We start from the raw sequence: 20915 nt of genomic DNA on the forward strand, positions 1-20915 counted from the left end.
GGGTTACGGAACGGTTGCCAACACCACGGCGGTGAACAGCCATGTCACAACCTCGGGTGACGATGCAGACGCCGGCATCGGGGGGGGGGGGAGGTTTACGGAACGGTTGCCAACACCACGGCGGTGAACAGCTTTGTCAATGGCAATAAAAAGAATTTTGGATCTATCTCCTATGATCAGCTTCTTTGCCAAGAAGACCCAAGTGTGTCAACAGCCGCTACAGCATCAACACCCACTACAGCGTCAACAGCCGCGAAAGAGCCAACAGCTGCAGCAGCCGCCGCCACAGTGTCAACAGCCGCTACAGCATCAACATCCGCTACGCTGGGAGGAATTACCACAGGTTCCCTTCTGGCGGGCGGATTGGGATTGGGGATTGTCGGCTATTCAACCTATCAGTGGATTACCGGTTACCGGGAGGGATTGCGTGGTCAGAAGCTGGCGATGAAACCACTGACTCGTGGTAGAGAGTTGGCAAGCGCTGCGGTCAACTCGGTATCACAGGGTATTCAGGGAATCAGAGAACGAATGAACAGGCAGAGTGTTTCTACGCAGGAACTAGCCCATGAAATGAGCCAGGTACAAGACTGACAGAGCTGAGAAATCAGTGCCAGGTCTTGTAGGAGGTTCTTCTGAACTTGTTGCGGGTCAGGCGTAAGAAGATAAAAGCAAGGTGTTAAACGCTGATCTGGCTGGTCATTGTTCAGTGGATTGCCTGCAACATCCCTATAATGACGCTGAAGTCGGCCTGCCCGCTGAATCAGCAAATACAGCAGCCTTGTTTGACAGACCTGATAATTAAGTCAATGGCTTGAACAGGATCATAAAAGATATTGTCGCTGTATTTTTACCTCCTGAATTCGTATCATCATTTAATCTTTTTTCTCAGATCGTCACTATGTTGGATGTACGTCCCCGTGAGCTGGAGCTTCCCATCGATGAAGCCACGATTGCCATTAAAACACCACCTCACTCCATAGAAGCGGAGCAGTCCGTGCTCGGGGGGCTGATGCTGGATAATCAGGCCCTGGACCGGGTGGTGGATAAGCTGACGTCGGATGACTTCTATAATCCGGGGCACCGGCGTATCTATGCATCCATCAGTACACTGAGCAATGAGAGCAAGCCTTTTGACCCTCTGACGGTTGCCGAGATTCTGGAAAACCGGGGTGAGCTGGATGAGGTGGGCGGGCTGGTTTATCTGGCGGAGCTGGCGGGCAGTGTGCCCAGTGTGGCGAATATTCGCGCCTACGCGGAGATTATCTTTGAGCGTTCCGTACTGCGCAAGTTGATCAATACCGGCCAGAAGATTGCGGACAGTGCCTATAATCCGGAAGGAAAAGACAGTCAGGCGATTCTCGATGAAGCCGAGCGGCTGGTCTTCAATATTGCCGAAGAGCGCCCGAACACCGGTGGCCCGATGGGGGTGCGGGAGATTCTTGAAAACACCGTCAAGAAAATTGATGAGATGTTTAATGCCGGTAACGCCATTACCGGTACCACCACCGGCTTTAAAGATCTGGATGAAATGACCTCCGGTCTGCAGCCTTCCGATATGGTTATTGTGGCTGCCCGTCCCTCCATGGGTAAGACGACGTTTGCCATGAATCTGGTGGAAAACGCCCTGCTGAACAGTGAGAAGGGCGTTATGGTATTCAGCCTGGAGATGCCCAGTGAGCAGTTGATGATGCGTATGCTTTCTTCTCTGGGCAGGATCAACCAGTCCAAGGTAAGAAGTGGTCAGCTGGAAGAAGAAGACTGGCCAAAACTGTTGTCGGCGGTTGAGCGCATTAAAGACAAGAAGTTGTTTATTGACGATACGGCCGGTATCAGCCCCTCGGAAATGCGCTCACGGGTTCGCCGGGTGGTGCGGGAACATGGTGACCTGGGCCTGATCATGATTGACTACCTGCAGTTGATGCAGATTCCCGGTTTTGGTGAGGGGCGAACCAACGAGATTTCGGAAATCTCCCGATCGTTGAAAGCCATTGCCAAGGAGTTCAATGTCCCTGTTATTGCCTTGTCGCAGTTGAACCGCTCTCTTGAGCAGCGACCCAATAAGCGCCCGGTCAACTCCGACCTGCGCGAATCCGGTGCCATCGAGCAGGATGCCGACGTGATCATGTTTATCTACCGGGACGAGGTGTATAACCCGGATACCGAGTACAAGGGAGTTGCTGAAATTATTATCGGTAAGCAGCGTAATGGCCCCATCGGTACCTGCCGACTGGCGTTTATTGGCCAGTTTACCCGCTTTGAGAACCTGGCACCGGATGCTTACCGGTTTGAAGAGGACTGATGTTTTAACCACAAAGGCACAAAGACCACGAAGGAAGAAAACAGCCTCCCTGGTGGTGTGATAGACCTAAACCTGTCCAAAGACGGACAGTGGTGGCTCGTCCAGGGCTGCCAGTTGTTCCCGCAATTCAAGAATATGCTCTGCCCAGTACCGTTCGGTATTAAACCAGGTGAATGCCATGGGAAAGGCGGGATCATCCCAGCGCTTTGCCAGCCAGCCGCTGTAATTGATCAGTCGCAGGGTACGGAAATATTCCACCAGGTTTAGCTCTGAAGGGCTGAAATCCATAAACTCTGTGTAACCTTCCAGAATCTCGGCCATTTGCAGGGTCTGCTCTTGGCGATCTCCGGATAACAACATCCAGAGATCCTGAATCGCCGGAGCCATACAGGTATCGTCAAAGTCAACAAAGTGTGGGGCCTCGTTCCGCCAGAGAATGTTGCCGCTGTGGCAATCACCGTGGACACGAATGGATTGCCACGTATGCTGTTGCGTCATTAGTTCCAGGCGATGGAGCAGGTCCCGGGTCAGGGTCTGGTAAGCTTCCAGGAGAGCAGCAGGAATAAAGTCGTTTTCCAGCAGATACTCAACATTATCAATGCCGTATCGCTGCAAGCTGATCGCCGGGCGGTGTTGGAAGTCAATGGCTGATCCCAGTTTGTGCATGCGTCCCAGGGTACGACCAAGGGTCAGCAGGTTATCCAGATTATCCAGTTCCGGTGCATGGCCGCCCTGACGGGGAAACAGGGCAAACAGAAAGCCTGCAAACTCATGCAGCGTATTGCCTTTTTCGTCAGCCATCGGGGCGACCACCGGTAACTCCATCGCCTTGAGATCCAGGGTGAACTGATGTTCCTCCTGAATCTGATCTTTTGACCAGCGTTCGGGGCGGTAGAATTTTGCAATCAGGGGTTCACCTTCCTCAATGCCGACCTGGTAAACCCGGTTTTCATAGCTGTTCAGGGCCATAATGCGGGCATCGCTCAGAAATCCTGCGCTCTCAACGGCGTCCAGTGCCCGGTCAGGCGTCAGCTGGTCGTATGGATGTTGAGTAGGCGTGTTCATGCTGGCCTCCGTAGGAGTCTGAGTTCTGTGGAGGGGATTCTATAACCAATAGTAAAGACTGGCCACTGACGTCGGGTGGAATTCTGATTTGCAGTTAATGTGGATAATTGCCCTGAAATGCAGTACCCGAAGGCTGTCCGGGAGTAGCTCCAATAATCATCAGGTCTCCGGTGTTCTGGCAACACTCCATATATCCACGCGTTTGACACCACTTTTTTTCAACAGTCGGGTGATTTCATTGACGGTGGCACCGGTGGTTACCACATCGTCCACTAAGGCAACGTGGTGCCACGGCGGTTTGCCGTTTAAAGTGAACGCGTTGCGAATGTTTTTTTGTCGGGCGGTGGCATCCAGGCTTTGCTGTGGCACAGAGTGGATGGTTCTTTTGATCAACTGCTGTTCAATGTTCAGATCTCTGAAACTGAGCAGTTTCTTCAGGGCTTTGGTCAACAACAGCGTCTGGTCATAACCTCTTTCCCGCAACCGTTTGCGGTGCAGTGGTACCGGCAACATGATTTCTGGCCACTGATCATCAAGGTAATAGTCCATCAACCATTCAGCCAGTGATGCAGCCATTGGTTTTATCAGTTCCAGTCTGGACTGGTATTTCACCATTTGTAATATCCGGTTGACGGGAAACTGGTACAGAAATGGTGAAAGACAGTGGTCAAATAAGGGTGGTTGCTTCAGGCACTGGCCACAGATTCCCGTGTCGCTGTCTTGAATGGGCACGCCGCAGCAGGAGCAAAAACACAGTGGGACCGGGCATGTTGCCAGGCATAACTGGCAAAGCGGTTGGGCAAGTGTGGTATGGCCCCGGCAAAGAATGCATTTGATCTGTACTTGTTGTTTAAAATTAGACCAGTTGTAAACCTTAAAGAGTTTCATAGATTGACGGTGGCAGTAATTCCGTTATCATCTTTTGCATCTTTATTGTGAAAATGTCGTTCTACTGATTGGTAATTTCATTTTCATGGTTGTTAACTCAAACAATGAATAAATCTCAGGTCTCCGTTAACAAGGGTTTTCTTCCCTTCCGTGATCGGTGTTCCCTCCCCCAGAGGATGTCATGTCCAATACCAGTTCAGCTCCAGCAGAAAGTTTCTCAAGCTCTTTTGGCCACAGTGTCGTTCGTCATGACTGGACGGTGTCAGAAGTAGAAACGCTGTTCCAAAAGCCCTTCAATGATCTGATCTTTCAGGCCCAACTGGCTCACAGAGCACATTTTGATCCAAACCAGGTGCAAGTTAGCACATTGTTGTCGATCAAGACGGGTGCCTGTCCGGAGGATTGCAAGTATTGCCCCCAGAGTGGTCACTACAATACCGGTCTGGAAAAAGAAAAATTGATGGAGGTGCAGAAGGTGCTGGAGGAAGCCAGAAGCGCCAAGGCTTCCGGTGCTACCCGCTTCTGCATGGGCGCGGCCTGGAAAAATCCTCCCGCCAGGGACATGCCTTACATTATTGAAATGATTAAGGGGGTGAAAGCACTGGGTCTTGAGTCCTGTATGACCCTGGGTATGCTGAGTGAGGATCAGGCCACGGAGCTGGCCGGTGCAGGACTGGATTACTACAACCACAATCTGGATACCTCACCAGAATTTTATGGCAACATCATTACCACCCGAACTTATGCTGACCGGCTGAACACTCTGGCGTTTGTCCGGGAGGCGGGGATGAATGTCTGCAGTGGTGGAATTGTGGGCCTGGGTGAAAACGAGCGCGATCGTGCCGGGATGCTGGTTCAGCTGGCTAATATGCCGAAGCATCCGGAGAGTGTGCCCATCAATATGCTGGTGAAAGTCGCTGGCACGCCACTGGCAGACGCTGAGGCGGTGGATGGTATTGATTTTATCCGTACCATTGCCGTGGCCAAAATTATGATGCCAGCGTCCAACGTCCGTCTGTCGGCCGGGCGTGAGCAGATGAGTGATGAGCTTCAGGCGCTGGCCTTTCTTGCGGGGGCCAACTCAATTTTCCTTGGCGATAAACTGCTGACCACCGCGAACCCTGAGGCGAATAAGGACCGGCAGCTGTTTGCCAAGCTTGGCATTAATAAAGGGCATGATTGGGGTAAGCCGGTAGCGCCTGAGCCTGATAAACAATGTCCGATCAAAGCGATGTACGACGCTGAAAAAAGCAATGATCATTACTACGACGCAATGGCCAGCCAGTCTGATCGAAATATGGCTGGTCATGGCCGATGAGCTTCAATCTGGAACAGGATCTTGAGGCCCGCCATGCAGCGGGCCTCTATCGCCGTCGTCAAACCCTGGACTCGCCCCAGGGTCCGGAAGTCATTATCAATGGCCAGCACTGTCTTGCCTTCTGCAGCAATGATTACCTCGGGCTGGCGAACCATCCCGATGTAATAGCATGCTTTCAACAGGCAACGGATCATTATGGGCTGGGTGGCGGTGCTTCCCATCTGGTGGTGGGGCACAGTCGGGCACATCATCAGCTGGAAGAAGCACTCGCGGAATTTACCGGCAGAGAGCGTGTGCTGCTGTTTGCCAATGGCTATATGGCCAACCTGGGTGTGATAAGTGCCTTGCTGGGTAAGCAGGATGCGGTGTTTCAGGATCGCCTGAATCATGCCTCATTACTGGATGCCGGACGATTATCTGGTGCCCGCTTCCAGCGTTACCTGCATAATGATGTGGATAACCTCACTAACCGACTTCAGAAAACCCGTGCCCGACGCAAGTTGATCGTAACGGATGGAGTGTTCAGCATGGATGGCGATGTTGCGCAGGTAAAGGCGCTGTCGGATCTTGCTGAGCAGCACCAGGCCTGGCTGATGGTGGACGATGCCCACGGTTTTGGTTTCCTGGGAGCCACTGGCGGTGGTGTTGCCGAAGCCTATGGATTGGGCCAGAAACATTTGCCTGTGCTGGTGGGGACGTTAGGCAAAGCATTTGGAACTTATGGTGCGTTTGTGGCTGGCAGTAACGCTTTGATTGAGACACTTATTCAATTTGCGCGGACTTATATCTATACCACGTCCATGCCACCGGCTGTGGCGTCGGCGACCCTGACCAGCCTGAACCTGTTACGGGAACAACAGTGGCGCAGGGAACATTTGCAGACACTGATTCAATATTTCAGGTCCGGTTGTGAGCAGCTGGGGTTGCCTCTGATGCCGTCACCAACACCGATACAACCGTTGCTGGTTGGTTGTGCAAGACGGGCGGTGACCATAAGCCGCCGGTTGTCTGAGCAGGGGATACTGGTCACGGCAATCCGTCCTCCGACGGTGCCTGAAGGATCTTCCCGGTTACGTATTACCTTCAGTGCATCCCATAAGTTGCATCATGTTGATCGTCTGTTGGATGCCCTTACAATGGCTGCACAGTCGACAGGTGTTGCAGACGTTTCTGATCAACCTGCCACCGCATCTTTATCGATGACAGGAGTGTTGTCCTGATGAGTAACTACCCGATCGTTTTAATCAGTGGCTGGGCCATGCCAGCCGGTGCCATGGCGTCACTGGCGGAGGCCCTGGATGCCGACCATCGCAGGGTTTCCATTGTCGAGTTGCCAGGCCTGGTTCGTGAGTCACAAGCGTACAAAACAAGCCATGACTGGAACTCATTGCTGACTTATCTGGATCACCAGCTGTTTGAGAAGCCTGCCGTGCTGGTGGGATGGTCGTTTGGCGGAATGCTGGCAACGCTGTATGCCAGCCGGTATCCGGATAATGTGGCCGCTGTCGTTAACCTGGGGGCGAATGCCTGTTTTGTGCAGAATGACAGCTGGCAACCGGCAATGGATCCGACGCTGTTTGCCCGTTTTTATCAAGGCATGTCCCGGTCCCGTGAAAAGACGCTGCAGCAGTTTGTTCTGCTGTGCAGCGCCGGCAGTCCACGGCGTAAAGAACTGTCAACATCCTTGCAGGCATTACTGTCTGATGCTGACCTTGATCATCAGGCCGAAGACAGCACCCTGCTAAGCCTGCTGGGCATGCTGGGCAAGAGTGATCTTCGCTCCGCGTTTGGTGATATTCGCTGCCCGGTGACCCATCTGTTTGGTAAAGACGATGCCCTTGTTCCGGTAGGGGCAGCTGATGCCATTGAGCAGCAGTTTCCGAAGCATCGGGTTCAGGTGCTTGATGGCGGGCATTGTTTCTTTATGGATGATTCCGGGCCGGTTATCAGTGAGGTGCGGCGGCTGTCCAGCGGGGAGGGTTGTGTTGCAACATGAGTTCGATCCCTGTCCATAATGAGGTTGCCGGTGGCATGGCAGATCTTCGGCCTGCCTCCTCTGCCAGCAACGTTTCAACAGACCGGGCAAATACTCGGGTAAAGCAGCGTATTGCTGAAAACTTCAGCCGGGCTGCTGACAGTTATGATCGGGCGGCCATATTACAGAAGCGGGTCGCTGCCCGGACGATGCAGGGATTACCGGCCCAGCTCAGCTTAGAGCAGTCAGGCTCAAAAGCGTTACACTCCCACCGTATTCTTGACCTGGGTACCGGAACCGGTTTGCACACACTGACACTGGCTGAACGATATGACAATGCCGTGGTTATCGGTATGGACCTGGCCATGGGGATGCTGCAATTTGCCCGGCACAATACCAGCCATCCCCGGGTTGACTGGTGCTCTGGTGATATTGAATCCATGCCATTGCAGTCCAGCGCTGTCGATCTGATCTATTCCAGCCTGGCTATTCAATGGTGCAACTTTGAGCAGGTGCTTGGCGAGGTGAGCAGAGTGCTGAAGCCCGGTGGGAATTTTGTCTTTTCTACCCTGGCTGAAGGCAGCCTGAAAGAGCTGGATAGTGCATGGTGTCTGGCGGGAGAAAAGAATCGGGTTAACCGCTTTGACAGTGTTGACACTCAAAAACAGTCTTTGAACGCCAGTGATCTGGTTCGCCTGGCTTTCTCACTGAAGCCTGAAACACTGTTCTATTCGGACGTGATCTCCCTGTTGCGCAGTTTGAAGGCTCTGGGGGTAAACACCGTATTGGCGGATAAGGGTGGCCTGGTGACCCGACGGAAGCTTGAAGCGTTACAACAGGCTTATGAAAAAATGCGACAGCCTGAAGGGTTGCCTTTGACCTATCAGGTTATCTACGGCGTCTTGCAGAAGCCAGTTTGTGAACAATAGAAAAAGAGCAGGAGAAAATGGGAAAAACTTATTTTGTCACCGGTACAGATACGGATGTCGGCAAAACTGTCGTCAGCTGTGGGCTGCTTGAGGCGGCTCGCTTAAAAGGGTTAACGACGCTGGCCTTAAAACCGGTGTCTGCAGGATGTCAGCACACTGAAAACGGCCTGAGAAATGACGATGCACTGGCATTGATGGAAGCCATGACGCTTGTTCTACCTTACGAACAGGTAAACCCCCTGGCTCTGGCACCTGCCATTGCCCCCCATATTGCGGCACAGGAAGCCGGTGTACGTATGACCCTGGATCGACTTGTGGGTTACAGCCGCGGTGCCTTGATGCAAAAAAATGATCTGGCTCTTATCGAAGGCGCTGGTGGCTGGCGGGTCCCTCTGAACTCACGGGAGATGGTCAGCGGACTGGCAAAAGCGTTGAATACTCCTGCCATTCTGGTGGTTGGCATAAAGCTGGGCTGTATCAGCCATGCCTTGCTCACGGTTGAAGCTATTCTCCGTGATGGTGTCAGGCTGGCAGGCTGGGTGGCGAATCAGGTGGATCCTGATATGAGCCGTTATGATGAAAATCTGGAGACCCTGAAAAGCCTGATTCCAGCACCCTGTCTTGGTGTGGTGCCTTTTCTTGAGGAGACCAGTGCCAGTCAGGTCGCCGGGTATCTGGATATTTCACCATTGGCTTGATTTACTTGAATTCACCCGTAATAACTTTTGCTGGCATGTATTGACATTTATTCTATCTAAACGTAAGTTTCAAACAGTTGTTTGAATTGTGCTACACTCATCTTTATCCATAAGTAAAAGAATATCGAGGATGCATCATGCCAGAATATAAAGCCCCCCTGCGAGATATCCGCTTCGTCCGCAATGAAGTTCTTGGCTATGAAGAACATTACGCAAACCTCCCTCAAGGCCAGGATGCCACTCCGGATATGGTAGACGCTATCCTGGAGGAAGGTGCCAAATTCTGTGAACAGGTACTTTCACCGCTGAATCGTGTCGGTGATGAGGAAGGTTGTACCTGGACACCAGAAGGCGTTAAAACCCCAACCGGATTCAAAGAAGCCTATCAACAGTTTGTTGAAGGTGGCTGGCCTTCACTGTCCAGTGATGCCGAGCATGGTGGTCAGGGGCTCCCTGCTTCCCTGGGCCTGGTGCTCAGTGAATTGATGGGGGAATCCAACTGGTCCTGGGGGATGTATCCCGGGCTGAGCCATGGCGCAATGAATACTCTGGAAGCTCATGGTACCTATGAGCAGAAAGAAACCTACCTTACCCGCCTGATTTCCGGTGAGTGGACAGGTACGATGTGTCTGACGGAACCTCACTGCGGTACTGATCTGGGTATGCTGAAAACCAAAGCTGTACCACAGGAAGACGGCACTTATCGTATTACCGGTACCAAAATCTTTATCTCTGCCGGGGAGCACGATATGGCAGAGAATATTGTTCATATCGTTATTGCCCGTCTGCCGGACGCGCCTGAAGGCACCAAAGGTATCTCCCTGTTTATTGTTCCCCGTCATCGCCCGGATGCTCCGGGTGAAAGCAACGGTGTCAGCTGTGGTTCCATCGAGCACAAGATGGGTATTCATGGTAACGCCACCTGTGTGATGAACTTTGACGATGCCACGGGTTATTTGATCGGTGAACAGAATAAAGGTTTGCACCACATGTTTACCTTTATGAACTCTGCTCGTCTGGGTACGGGTATTCAGGGGCTTGCCCATGCAGAAATCGCTTATCAGGGTGCTGTTCGATATGCCCGTGACCGCCTGCAGATGCGTTCTCTCACCGGTCCGAAGAACCCTGATGGTCCTGCCGACCCGATCATTGTTCACCCGGATGTTCGCCGTATGCTGTTGACCATCAAGGCATTGACGGAAGGTAATCGGGCACTGGTTTACTACGTGGCACAAATGGCCGACCTGGTGAAGAGTCCCGATGAAGAAGTCCGGAAGCAGGCAGATCTGGAAATGAGTTTCCTGACGCCTATTGTTAAGGCGTTCATGACCGAGACAGGATTTGAAGCCGCTAACCACGGCCTGCAATGTTACGGTGGTCATGGCTTTATCAGTGAGTGGGGGATGGAGCAGAACGTTCGTGACTGCCGTATCTCCATGCTCTACGAGGGAACCACGGGTATTCAGGCGCTGGACCTGCTGGGTCGTAAAGTCCTGATGACTCAGGGTGCTACCATGAAGCCATTCACCAAGATGGTTCATAAGTTCTGTCAGGCTCAGGCAGACAATGAAGAACTCCAGGAGTTTATCAAGCCGTTGACTGCCCTGAATAAGGAGTGGGGCGACCTGACCATGCAGATTGGTATGAAGGCTATGCAGAACAAGGAAGAAGTTGGCGCAGCCTCGGTTGACTACCTGATGTACTCCGGTTATGCCTGCCTTGCGTACTTCTGGGCCCGGATGGCACTTACGGCAAAAGAAGCTCTGGCGAATGGTACCACTGAAGAAGGGTTCTATAAGGCTAAAATCCAGACTGCACAGTTCTACTTCCAGCGCCTGTTACCAAGAGCTCAGATGCACAAGGCGTGCATTGAGTCCGGTGCCGACAACCTGATGGCCATGGAAGAGGATGATTTTGGCGACGTTTAATTCGCTGGTCTGACGGGCTGAAAGCGAATCAGCCATAAGTAAAGCAATAAATAGAGAGGCTACCGGTTGGTAGCCTTTTTTTTGCAGGTTATTACTGCATTTCATCAAGAATCATAAAGCTCAGAAAAGTAGTGGGTAAGGCAATAATCATAATCACCGGGAGTGCCGGATTAAATAGCATGAGAGTGCCTGCTACCAACCAGATCGTTCTGACCCAGCTGCGCTTGATGCGCTCTTTTCTGGAGATGATTCGACCACGAGGTCTGAGCAATTTGCTGGCTAACTGGTTAAACAGGGTGGAAAAAAAAATCTGCAGGATTGCAGTGATCAAGACTAGAAGATATCGCATAAGACGCCTGAGTATCTGGTCAACAATATCGGAACTGCAGGACAGCTTATCTTCCGGAAACGAGCAATCGAATCAACACGGTTTGATCCGATAAAATAATCAAACAAAAAGAAGACGGTTAAATTAAGTTAGCTTACTTTATCGGCAATTGGCACTTATTTATGATGGATGTTCATGAAGATCTCAGTGAAAAAGGATGTTTCTTGCTTGTTTCACTTTTTTGGTGCGTTTGAACTCAGTCTTTAGCCGCATTGACTGTTTTGCCAGCCATAAAAATATGGTCTATAAAACTGAGTTTGCTTTTATAAGACCTTGGAGCTGAATTCAGCAATTACGCTGTGTTGATGTCGCATCATGAAGAAGAATACCCAAACGATAAAAAACCTGTTAATTCTTCTTGCCTTCTTTTTTTTGTTATCGGGATTATCGCCGCCTGTTTTTTCTGATGATTTCAACCCTGCTCAAGGGCCTTCACTGGCTGCTGTGCATCATGATCTGACCCATCAGGCAGAAGTATTTAGCCAACATCCACCACCATTTGTGCAGCAATCGCCATTGCCTTCTGATGACTGGCGCTGGTTCTTGAAAGATAAAGGCCAAAGTTGGGACATCACGCTATTCGATAAAAAACCGGCAGAGAATCAGGCCAGACTATGGTACCAAACAAAAGTGACGTTTGGCTTGGCGCTGGGGGTTTTGGGAGTGATCGCTCTGTTACCAGAAAGTGTTTCCAATTGGGATAAATCGGAAATCAGGCCCATCAAAAAGTGGTGGAGCAATGTCAGGTCAGGGCCTGTATGGGACACCGATAAATGGTACATCAATTATATCGGGCACCCTTATTTTGGTGGTGTGTACTACGTTATGGCCCGGTCATCGGGCTATAACCAGTGGAACTCGTTTGTTTATTCATTTTTGATGTCCACTTTCCTGTATGAATACGGCATTGAGGCGATGTGTGAGCCGCCGTCCATTCAAGATATCATTGTGACTCCTCTCGGCGGGTGGTTGTATGGGGAATGGGCTTATCAGAAAAAACAGAAAATTCTGGACAATGACAGTGAGGTAATGGGCTCCAGAACGTTAGGCTCTACCGCACTGTTTCTGCTGGACCCGGTTGGCAAAATCAGTGAGTGGGTCGGCGGTGATCGTGGTGAGGGGACAATACAAAATTTGTCCATTCGGTTAAGCGTTATGCCACCGGCTGTCAGTTTTTCCCCTTACCGGAAAACGTCACTCGGCGTTGATCATCGCTACATCGGCGTGGAGGTTTTCTTTAATTTCTAAATACGACAAGGGAACACAAAGAAGCACAGTCTTTTGCTGAAAAACAGGGACTCTTCAGGTAACATGGCACCGCGGAACTCAACAGCCTGTGTGACTGAAAGCTGTCCTGGTGTGGTTGCGATAAATGGTACTCTCGCTTTTTCGTCAAGTAACCCCGCTATGCTCTTCAGAAGCAGACATTTTTATTACCAACACCATCATGGACGCTCAAACCTGACAGGTTGCCGGTAAAACAGCTATGAGCCACTTTGTGTCTTTCTGCGTATAACTCAATGGCATAATGGCTGTATTCCAATAGTAAGAAGAAAATTCCAGGAGTGGAGAGTAATGGCCGAGTACAAAGCCCCCCTTCGCGACATGCGCTTCGTAATGTACGACGTATTCAACGTAGCTGAGCAGTGGGCTCAGTGGCCTTCTGTCAGTGAAACGGTGGATCAGGAAACTGCAGATGCGATTCTGGAAGAAGCCGCCAAACTGGCTTCTCGCACCATTGCCCCTTTGAACCGCCCGGGAGACGAAGAAGGGTGTCAATGGGATAGCGGTCAGGTAACTACGCCGGAAGGTTATAAAGAGGCCTACAAACTGTTCGCTGAAGGTGGTTGGAGCGGGCTGGGTGGTAATCCCGTTTATGGTGGTATGGGAATGCCCAAGGTACTTGCTGCCCAATTTGATGAAATGGTCTGCAGTGCCAGCCTGGCATTCACTCTCTACCCCAGCCTGGGGGCTGGTGCCTGTCTGGCGATTGATGCCCATGCTTCCGACGCGTTAAAAGAAGCGTACCTGCCGCAAATGTATTCCGGTGAGTGGGCGGGAACCATGTGTCTGACGGAACCCCATGCTGGCACGGATCTTGGCATCATCCGTACCAAAGCGGAAGACAATGGCGATGGCAGCTACGCCATCACCGGTACCAAAATCTTTATTACCGGTGGGGAGCACGATCTCACTGAGAATATTATCCACCTTGTGCTGGCCAAGCTTCCCGATGCACCTCCCGGGCCTAAAGGCATCTCATTGTTTCTGGTACCTAAGGTATTGGTGAATGACGACGGGTCTCTGGGTGAAAGAAATGCCCTTGCCTGTGGTTCCATTGAACACAAAATGGGCATTAACGGCTCCGCCACCTGTGTTATGAATTTTGATGGGGCCAAAGGCTATCTGGTGGGAGAACTGAATAAAGGCCTGAATGCCATGTTTACCATGATGAACTACGAGCGCCTGTTTGTGGGGATTCAGGGGCTTGGCAGCAGTGAGATGTCCTACCAGAACGCCCTCGAATATGCTCAGGATCGCATCCAGGGACGTTCCGCCAGTGGCGCTGTGCAAAAAGATAAAGCGGCGGACCCATTAATGGTCCATGGGGATATCCGGCGAATGCTATTGACTATGAAAGCCATGAATGAAGGCGGCCGGGCTTTCTCCACCTATGTGGCCAAACAACTGGATATTGCCAAGTTCAGTCAGGATGACCATGAAAAAGAGAAGGCTTCTGCCCTGGTAGCGTTGTTGACTCCCGTTGTGAAAGCCTTTTTAACCGATGTTGGGCTGGAAAGCTGTGTTGCCGGTCAGCAGGTGTTTGGTGGTCATGGCTTTATTCGTGAGTGGGGCCAGGAACAACTGGTCAGGGATGTGCGTATTACCCAGATTTACGAAGGAACCAACGGTATTCAGGCGCTGGATCTGCTCGGACGTAAAATTGCCCTGAGTGGTGGAGCCTACCTGGAAACATTCCTGAGTGAAGTTCGGGGCTCAGTGGACGCTAATGATGAATTTGCTAAAGAGCTGCTGACTGCCGTTGATAAGCTTGAGGAGCTGACGCGCAAACTTCTGGCGCAGTCGAAAAATGACCCCAATGTCATTAATTCTGCCTGTGTTGATTACCTGAATGCTTTTGCCTACGTTGCCTATGGCTGGATGTGGTCATTAATGGCGAAAACAGCAGCGAGCCAGCTTGCTGAAGGCAGTGAGGACCAATCCTGGCTGGAAGCCAAGCAGCTGACTGCCCGGTATTATTTCAAGCGTTTACTGCCGCGCTTTGAAAGTTCAGCGGCCGCTGCTCTTTCGGGAACTGAGGAACTATTTGCCTTATCTCCTGGTCAATTCTAATAGCAAGCAAGATCATTCCAGCTGAAACCAGAAAACCTCGCTTTGCGGGGTTTTCTGGTTTTTGGGTCTTTATTTTTCAGGATTACGGCCAATAAAAATAGAGAAATCCAGATGTTCTGTTGCATGGGTTATTAGGGCCTGTTGACGTTTCGTTGCGTGCTCAGCGTATCAGGGCGCTCCTATGACGAGGCGCGGCATTGCAGGAAGGCTGGTTGCCTTTCAAAATGCCGCAACGAAGACATAGGGGTGCCCTGATACGCCCGAAGGGTGGCTCAGAAAGGTGCCATCTGCTTTGTCAGACTTGCTTGGCGTAGAATAACTACGCGCTGCACAAGTCTTTCGCGCATATGACGCCTTTCTGAGCCACTGAGCACGCAACGAAACGTCAACAGGCCCTAATGGTTCGCGTAATCTTTATTGAAATAAAGTTTGGGGATACACATGACTCTCAGCTCAGCCTACAGGTCTTTATACCCGATATGTATCTATCTATTGATCATGACCCCCGGCAATAATGCCTATGGAATGGATGATGTTAAACCTCCGGTTTATGCCAGTAACTTTCTGTTAAAACAAAAAGATACAGGCCAGTGTCTGGTTGTAATGGATGAGCAGGAAGGCTGCAGCTCTGAAGAAAGCAGACTGACGGATGACTGTGCTAATAGCAACAGGATAACGTTCGGGGTCTGTGATGAAAAACAACCTGAACAGAGGTGGAAGTTTGACTTCCAAAAGAAACGAATTCACTCATTGGAACGAAGTGCTGATCTGTGTTTGACCCGGCTGTCGAAACATCTGGCCATGGACGTTTGCCAACCAGCAAGTTTGCAACAGCTATGGTTTTTCAATCAACAGGATCATCTTTACAGCCGGGCTGATTATTTTGACCCTCTTGCGTTTGTAACACTCTTGCAAAGTCATACGGATACTTCACCGGTCTCGTTCCACTTTACTGACTCTGAAACGGGAGATGATCAATGCTATCTGAGTCCTTTTACCGGCAGGGTTGAGTGTGCAGGATTTGAAGTGGGTGAAGAGGCACTGAAACAACAGGAAGTTCAGTCCTGGCACTGGTCGGGCCATTGGCCATGGCAGGCAACGCCAACAAAGCTGACAGAAGAGTTGCACCTTGGTGATTTCAGCAACAATCATTGTCTTGCGGTCACACAATGTCATATGGACAGTGTTGGACAGTACGATTGTTTTGGTGGGGCAAAGGTTCAGGTAACTGCCTGCCAATCTGTCAGTCATCAGGTCTGGCGCTATGACCTGGTGTCCAAAAAACTGTTTAATAAACAGGCCGGGGAGCAGTTCTGCTTAAGCTGGTCAGCGGGGAAACTGACACTGGAACACTGTCTGCCCGGTGCCGGTTCTCAGCAATGGTATTTTGCCCAGGGAAGAGGAAGCAAGTATCCGGAGCGAGGTCAACTGCGTTGGTTTACCAATTTAGAAGAACATTATGATTACGTTAAGGCACTTGATTTTGATCCCATAGTTAAATTTGAAATATTAAAGAAAGACATTCAGGGAAATGACTGCGGCTACGATCCCATTAATGGTCTTTGGAAAGGCTTATGTGCTAATTAGGCTATTTGATCAACAGGGTCATTCATAATTGCTGATCATAATTTAGAGATATCCACAAAGCGTTTGATACAACGGATACTACCGGGCTGATTGAACTTATTCCCGTCTATTTTATCTAATGGAATTCTCGGACAGCCTCTTAGTCCGGATATTTCATAAACGTGCTCCCTAAATAGTGAGGATAATCCTGTGGATTTGCTTGGCAGTGCTGCTGCGCGAGGCTATCAACGAACAGTATCGTCTGAGCGTGCTGAAACATCCGGGTTCAGAGAGGGGCGTGATGTCAGGGCCCATTCTGATTCTCCCGGTTTACCAGCCAGTTATGCGCCACCCGGCACTGAGCCATTACAGCGAAGCGTATCAGAGTATAACCTTGCCATTGTCAGAGATGGTATCAGAGGTTGTGTGGAAACGGGGAAGAAAGCCTCTCCCGAGTTTTTCATCTACCTGGAAAAGATCAAACCATTATTAGATGGCCTCCCAACTGAAGAGTCTCTCAAGGAAATAGGCGAATTATATAAACTTATCAATGAATGCGATTTCTTCACTGCAGAATTGAAAACCATGGATGACCTGAAAAAAAGGATAGCCTCCAGCTTTTTATCTTATGTTGAACAACAAAAAACAGAGCTGGTGAAACAACTGAAAACCTGTTTTAACCGCAGTAGCGGCGAAGCGGATCACTGTTATGAACAGCTTACTGGCAAAATCAAACAGCTTTTTTCTCAATTCACACCGCCAATGCAGGCGTTGTTGCATAATGTTGGTCCAACCATTGTGTCTGGTGAGTTGGATCAAGGTTTTAAAAAAAACCTGACTGACCAGCTCCGCAAAAATGTCAGCTCCGAACACCAGGTGAGAAATCAGAGTGCTGCCGTGCTGTCAGAGCTGGAAGAGTTTGCCCGCATTGCCAGAATGATTGTTGAACGTCAGGGAAAACACAAGCCAGCTGTAACGCAGAGTTATCTGGAAAGACTCTCAGTAATGATTGATCGATCGGTAAGAATGTCAGTGGCAGACAGCAGGTTGCATCTGGAGGCCCTGGAAATGATCGATTCAGCAATGATGGACACAATGGCAATAAGCCCGGGGCCGGATGCTGAAAATTATTGGCATCACATGCTTTTTGAGGCCGTCCTTAATCTTCGCTTTTCTTCCGAATTTATGGCTGCCTATCATCACCTGATTTCGCCATTACCACCACAGAAATGGGGTTTGGAAGAGCTGGAGGGGTTTATCACTTTATTAAGGTATTCCGGTCAGTCCCTCGGCTACTGTTCGCAAGAGTTTGTCTCATTACTTGCCAAAATGGATGGCACTGACAATGGGCAGCCTGCCAACACGTCAGTGGCAGCTGCCAGCGGTTATAATGACGAAGACGATTGCCGGGCCGTAGAGTCTGACGAAGCGCCGGGTGAAACTGAAAAAGGGTTAACCAAAGAGGACCGCAACAAGGAGCTGGGAAAATTTTTGCACGTTGTTGCTCTGGAAGCTTCAGGAGAGTTCTATTACTCAAACTACGATAAAAGCTATTCTGACTGGCACATAATTGTTGAAATGCTGCTCGGGCAGCGAGCGTTCACAAGCCCTCATGCCAGAAAGGCAATCAGGTTTATGGTTGATTTATCAAAAGGGGGGGCCAAGACTGCCAATTTGCATTTTTTCGATACTACTGGCAACAGAGCAAACGCACGCAGAACGTTAGAGCAGGTGATGAACCAACTCAGGCAAAAGCAACCGGACAAAATTGATATTCGGCAACATGGTTATTTCAGCAAGGTGTCCATCCAACTCTGGAAGGGTGGCCAAATATGCCATACCTGCCACGTGGCTGCGGTCACTGAATCCGGAGTGCCCTATGACAGTATGGCGATGGGGGCACAAATTTTGTGTGGCAGGGAGCTGATGAAAGAATTGTATACCTATCGGGATAGAGCCCTGGACTTTCGATATTACCAACCCATGAAGCTTGTTGCTCCTTAACCCGGATATTTTATAAACTGCCCCGAATCTCGCGAAGGACTTTGTTGGTCAGCAGAGATTGAACAATGGATGCTACAGAATTTATTTACAGGCTCAATGATTACTTCTGAAGATTTCGTATTAGCAAACTGACACCTTCAGTTAACTCCCCAATGACATGGGGAGCATAAGCAATTTCCAACCATCGTTCTTTTTGCTGATGGGAAGAAGGATAAAATACCCAGCAAAGCTGCTCCTGCCATGAGCAATCGGATTCAAGATCATAGTGAATGCCGTATACCGGTAAGCTTCTGTTACCTATCTGTACTCCGTATCTGCTCTGCTCACTGCGGGTAGCAACAATGGTTCCTTCCTGGTTGGCTTGAATTTGATAGACCAGCGTGGGTTTCTCTTGGCTTTCGTCCTGGCTATAGACGGCGTGAGCCTTTAGCAGGCTGTTGATATAGTTCTGCAGGGCCTGTTTACGACCCTTGCCGGGCGTGTTTGCCGTCATCTGTCTGGCAAATGAATCCGACTCCTCTGTGACGATCATTTTCAGGCCATGCTTATCGGAGTAAATAGCTGTTGACGTCGGCTTATTACTGCTCGCGTTGATCAGTGCTGAAAAGATCAACAGCAGTAAAAGAAAGGCGTATTTCTTCATATCTTCAAAGGCCCTGAATTTATGATTTGTTATTTTTTCCCTGAAAGCCATTCCCTGACATGGAGCCTGCCGGGCTCACTCGGGAGTGACCCGCATCACTTCTTCTATGGTGGTCATTCCAGCGGCAACTTTCTGTGCACCTGATTGTCTCAGGCTATACATGCCTTCCTTGATACATTGTTGGCTGAGCAGTGTAATGTCAGGATTTTCATTAACCAGATCTTTAAGCTGAGGGCTCATGGTTAAAATCTCATAGAGGCCGGCACGCCCACGATAACCCGTTTCACGACAATCAAGGCAACCAACAGGCTGATAAACTTCTGAGGGTGCCGATGCTGGCCAGGGGTTAGTCAGGGCTTTCCAGCCACTGGTGTCCAGCGGCGCTTTCACTTTGCAATTCGGGCAGAGGGTTCTGACCAGGCGTTGTGCCATAACACCGAGCACGGTGTTTTTAATAAGATAAGGGGGAACACCAAGCTCAAGCAAACGGGTCAGGGCAGAGGGCGCATCATTGGTGTGCAGGGTAGAAATGACTAAATGCCCGGTCAGAGCGGCCTGAATTGCCATCTCGGCGGTTTCAAGATCACGGATCTCACCCACCATAATGATGTCAGGATCTTGTCTTAACAGTGCCCGAAGCCCTGAGGCAAAGGTCAGGTCGATGTTGTGCTGCACCTGCATCTGGTTGAAGGCAGGCTCCACCATTTCAATAGGGTCTTCGATAGTACAGACATTCACCTGATCCGTGGCCAGCTGCTTCAGTGTTGAGTACAGCGTGGTGGTTTTACCAGAGCCTGTGGGACCAGTCACCAGAATGATACCGTTGGGCTGGCCTGACATGGCTTTCCAGCGCCGTTCATCTTCTCTGGAGAAACCCATATCGCTGAATGATTTTACCAGCACTTCCGGGTCAAAAATCCGCATCACCAGCTTCTCACCAAATGCGGTAGGTAATGTGGATAAACGCAGTTCGACCTCATAGCCATCGGCGTTACGGGTTTTCAACCGTCCATCCTGCGGCTTGCGCTTTTCGGCAACATTCATACGGCCAAGAATTTTCAGGCGACTGGTCATTGCTGCGGCGACTTTGACTGGCATCTGATAAATCGAGTGCAGTACACCATCAATTCGAAAGCGGAGATTGCATTGTTCCCGGCGGGGTTCAATGTGGATATCGCTGGCTCTTTGTTCAAAAGCGTATTGGAGCAGCCAGTCAACAATGTTGACGATATGCTGATCGTTGGCATCCGGAGCCTTCATGCTGCCCAGCTCCAGCATCTGTTCAAAGCTATTGAGCGAGGTAGAAGTGACACCAGCCTCCGAGCTGGCTCCCATCACTGACCGGGCCAGACGATAGAACTCGACGGTATAACGCCGGATATCGGTTGGATTCGCAACCACCCGCCGGATCTCCCGGCGATTAACATGGCGCAGATTGTCTTCCCAGATCCGATGCCATGGCTGGGCAGAGGCCACCACTATCTCAGTGCTGGTCACCTCGACGGCAAGGATCTGGTGTCGCATGGCAAAGGCATGGGACATGATGGGGGTAATGGCAGTAGCATCAATCTTGAGAGGATCGATGTGGCAGTAATCCTGACCAGCCAGTTCGGCGAGCCACTGACACAGGCGCTCAATATCCAGCTTGTTACCCGGATGACAAAGATCATCCAGCTCCAGGTCAGCAAGGTATTCCAGGGGGTGCAGACGGACCTGTTCAGGTGTGCGTGGGCGGCTGAGAATATCATCAGCTGTTGCCTGCTCTATATGCTTGCTTCTGACCAGGTCAGACACAACCATTGCCAGATCCAGCATTTGCTCCCTGTGTTGCAGGCCATCTGCTTTATTATTGTTCACGTG

Annotated in this window: 17 protein-coding genes; 12 read left to right on the top strand and 5 right to left on the bottom strand. The window is 50.5% G+C overall.

The genetic code is table 11. The features are described 5' to 3' along the window. Positions 1-204: 204 nt before the first annotated feature. Together J7439_RS11725 and dnaB are read left to right on the top strand one after the other, a co-directional pair. Complete coding sequence (locus tag J7439_RS11725; protein ID WP_209201984.1) at positions 205-591, top strand: hypothetical protein; 387 nt, start codon at positions 205-207, stop codon at positions 589-591. 307 nt (positions 592-898) lie between these two features. Then, positions 899-2299, top strand: a complete 1401-nt coding sequence (dnaB, locus tag J7439_RS11730) for a replicative DNA helicase (RefSeq protein WP_209201985.1) — start codon at positions 899-901, stop codon at positions 2297-2299. Positions 2300-2365: 66 nt separating this feature from the next. Here dnaB and J7439_RS11735 read toward each other — a convergent pair whose 3' ends face one another. Together J7439_RS11735 and J7439_RS27105 are read right to left on the bottom strand one after the other, a co-directional pair. Beyond that, positions 2366-3364, bottom strand: coding sequence for a serine/threonine protein kinase (locus tag J7439_RS11735; protein WP_209201986.1), 999 nt, complete (start codon positions 3362-3364; stop codon positions 2366-2368). Between the two features lie 159 nt (positions 3365-3523). Further along, entirely contained in the window at positions 3524-4096 is a 573-nt protein-coding gene (locus J7439_RS27105) for a ComF family protein (RefSeq protein WP_209201987.1), read from the bottom strand. 337 nt (positions 4097-4433) lie between these two features. Here J7439_RS27105 and bioB point away from each other — a divergent pair, with 337 nt between their 5' ends. The 6 genes from bioB (at position 4434) to J7439_RS11770 (ending at position 11100) form a co-directional block, all read left to right on the top strand. Further along, positions 4434-5570, top strand: coding sequence for a biotin synthase BioB (gene bioB, locus J7439_RS11745; RefSeq protein ID WP_209201988.1), 1137 nt, complete (start codon positions 4434-4436; stop codon positions 5568-5570). After that, the gene (gene bioF, locus J7439_RS11750) at positions 5567-6790 is read left to right on the top strand and encodes an 8-amino-7-oxononanoate synthase (RefSeq protein WP_209201989.1); all 1224 of its coding nucleotides are present in this window, start codon (positions 5567-5569) and stop codon (positions 6788-6790) included. Before bioB ends, bioF begins: the two co-directional genes overlap by 4 nt. After that, positions 6790-7566, top strand: a complete 777-nt coding sequence (locus J7439_RS11755; RefSeq protein WP_209201990.1) for an alpha/beta fold hydrolase — start codon at positions 6790-6792, stop codon at positions 7564-7566. Before bioF ends, J7439_RS11755 begins: the two co-directional genes overlap by 1 nt. Then, on the top strand, positions 7563-8474 hold the full coding sequence (bioC, locus tag J7439_RS11760) for a malonyl-ACP O-methyltransferase BioC (RefSeq protein WP_209201991.1): 912 nt from the start codon (positions 7563-7565) through the stop codon (positions 8472-8474). Before J7439_RS11755 ends, bioC begins: the two co-directional genes overlap by 4 nt. 17 nt (positions 8475-8491) lie before the next feature. Further along, positions 8492-9172, top strand: coding sequence for a dethiobiotin synthase (bioD, locus tag J7439_RS11765; RefSeq protein WP_209201992.1), 681 nt, complete (start codon positions 8492-8494; stop codon positions 9170-9172). Between the two features lie 137 nt (positions 9173-9309). Further along, the gene (locus tag J7439_RS11770; RefSeq protein ID WP_209201993.1) at positions 9310-11100 is read left to right on the top strand and encodes an acyl-CoA dehydrogenase C-terminal domain-containing protein; all 1791 of its coding nucleotides are present in this window, start codon (positions 9310-9312) and stop codon (positions 11098-11100) included. A 91-nt stretch (positions 11101-11191) separates the two neighbouring features. Here the strand turns inward: J7439_RS11770 and J7439_RS11775 are convergent, their stop codons facing one another. Beyond that, positions 11192-11449, bottom strand: coding sequence for a hypothetical protein (locus J7439_RS11775; protein WP_209201994.1), 258 nt, complete (start codon positions 11447-11449; stop codon positions 11192-11194). A 354-nt stretch (positions 11450-11803) separates the two neighbouring features. On the opposite strand from J7439_RS11775, the gene J7439_RS11780 reads away from it, so the two are divergent. The 4 genes from J7439_RS11780 (at position 11804) to J7439_RS11795 (ending at position 18412) form a co-directional block, all read left to right on the top strand. After that, the gene (locus J7439_RS11780; RefSeq protein WP_209201995.1) at positions 11804-12736 is read left to right on the top strand and encodes a DUF3943 domain-containing protein; all 933 of its coding nucleotides are present in this window, start codon (positions 11804-11806) and stop codon (positions 12734-12736) included. Positions 12737-13063: 327 nt separating this feature from the next. Then, positions 13064-14842, top strand: coding sequence for an acyl-CoA dehydrogenase C-terminal domain-containing protein (locus J7439_RS11785; protein WP_209201996.1), 1779 nt, complete (start codon positions 13064-13066; stop codon positions 14840-14842). A 441-nt stretch (positions 14843-15283) separates the two neighbouring features. Next, positions 15284-16429 carry a hypothetical protein gene (locus J7439_RS11790; protein WP_209201997.1) on the top strand — a complete coding sequence of 382 codons (1146 nt, stop codon included), beginning with the start codon at positions 15284-15286 and terminating at the stop codon, positions 16427-16429. Between the two features lie 189 nt (positions 16430-16618). Further along, complete coding sequence (locus J7439_RS11795) at positions 16619-18412, top strand: hypothetical protein (protein ID WP_209201998.1); 1794 nt, start codon at positions 16619-16621, stop codon at positions 18410-18412. Between the two features lie 100 nt (positions 18413-18512). Here J7439_RS11795 and J7439_RS11800 read toward each other — a convergent pair whose 3' ends face one another. Together J7439_RS11800 and tfpB are read right to left on the bottom strand one after the other, a co-directional pair. Further along, the gene (locus J7439_RS11800) at positions 18513-19055 is read right to left on the bottom strand and encodes a hypothetical protein (protein ID WP_209201999.1); all 543 of its coding nucleotides are present in this window, start codon (positions 19053-19055) and stop codon (positions 18513-18515) included. A 75-nt stretch (positions 19056-19130) separates the two neighbouring features. After that, entirely contained in the window at positions 19131-20870 is a 1740-nt protein-coding gene (tfpB, locus tag J7439_RS11805) for a type IV pilus assembly ATPase TfpB (RefSeq protein WP_353623051.1), read from the bottom strand. Positions 20871-20915: the final 45 nt, after the last annotated feature.

Origin of the sequence: Salinisphaera sp. G21_0 (genome assembly GCF_017744115.1) — a bacterium.
Lineage (GTDB): Bacteria > Pseudomonadota > Gammaproteobacteria > Pseudomonadales > Endozoicomonadaceae > Endozoicomonas.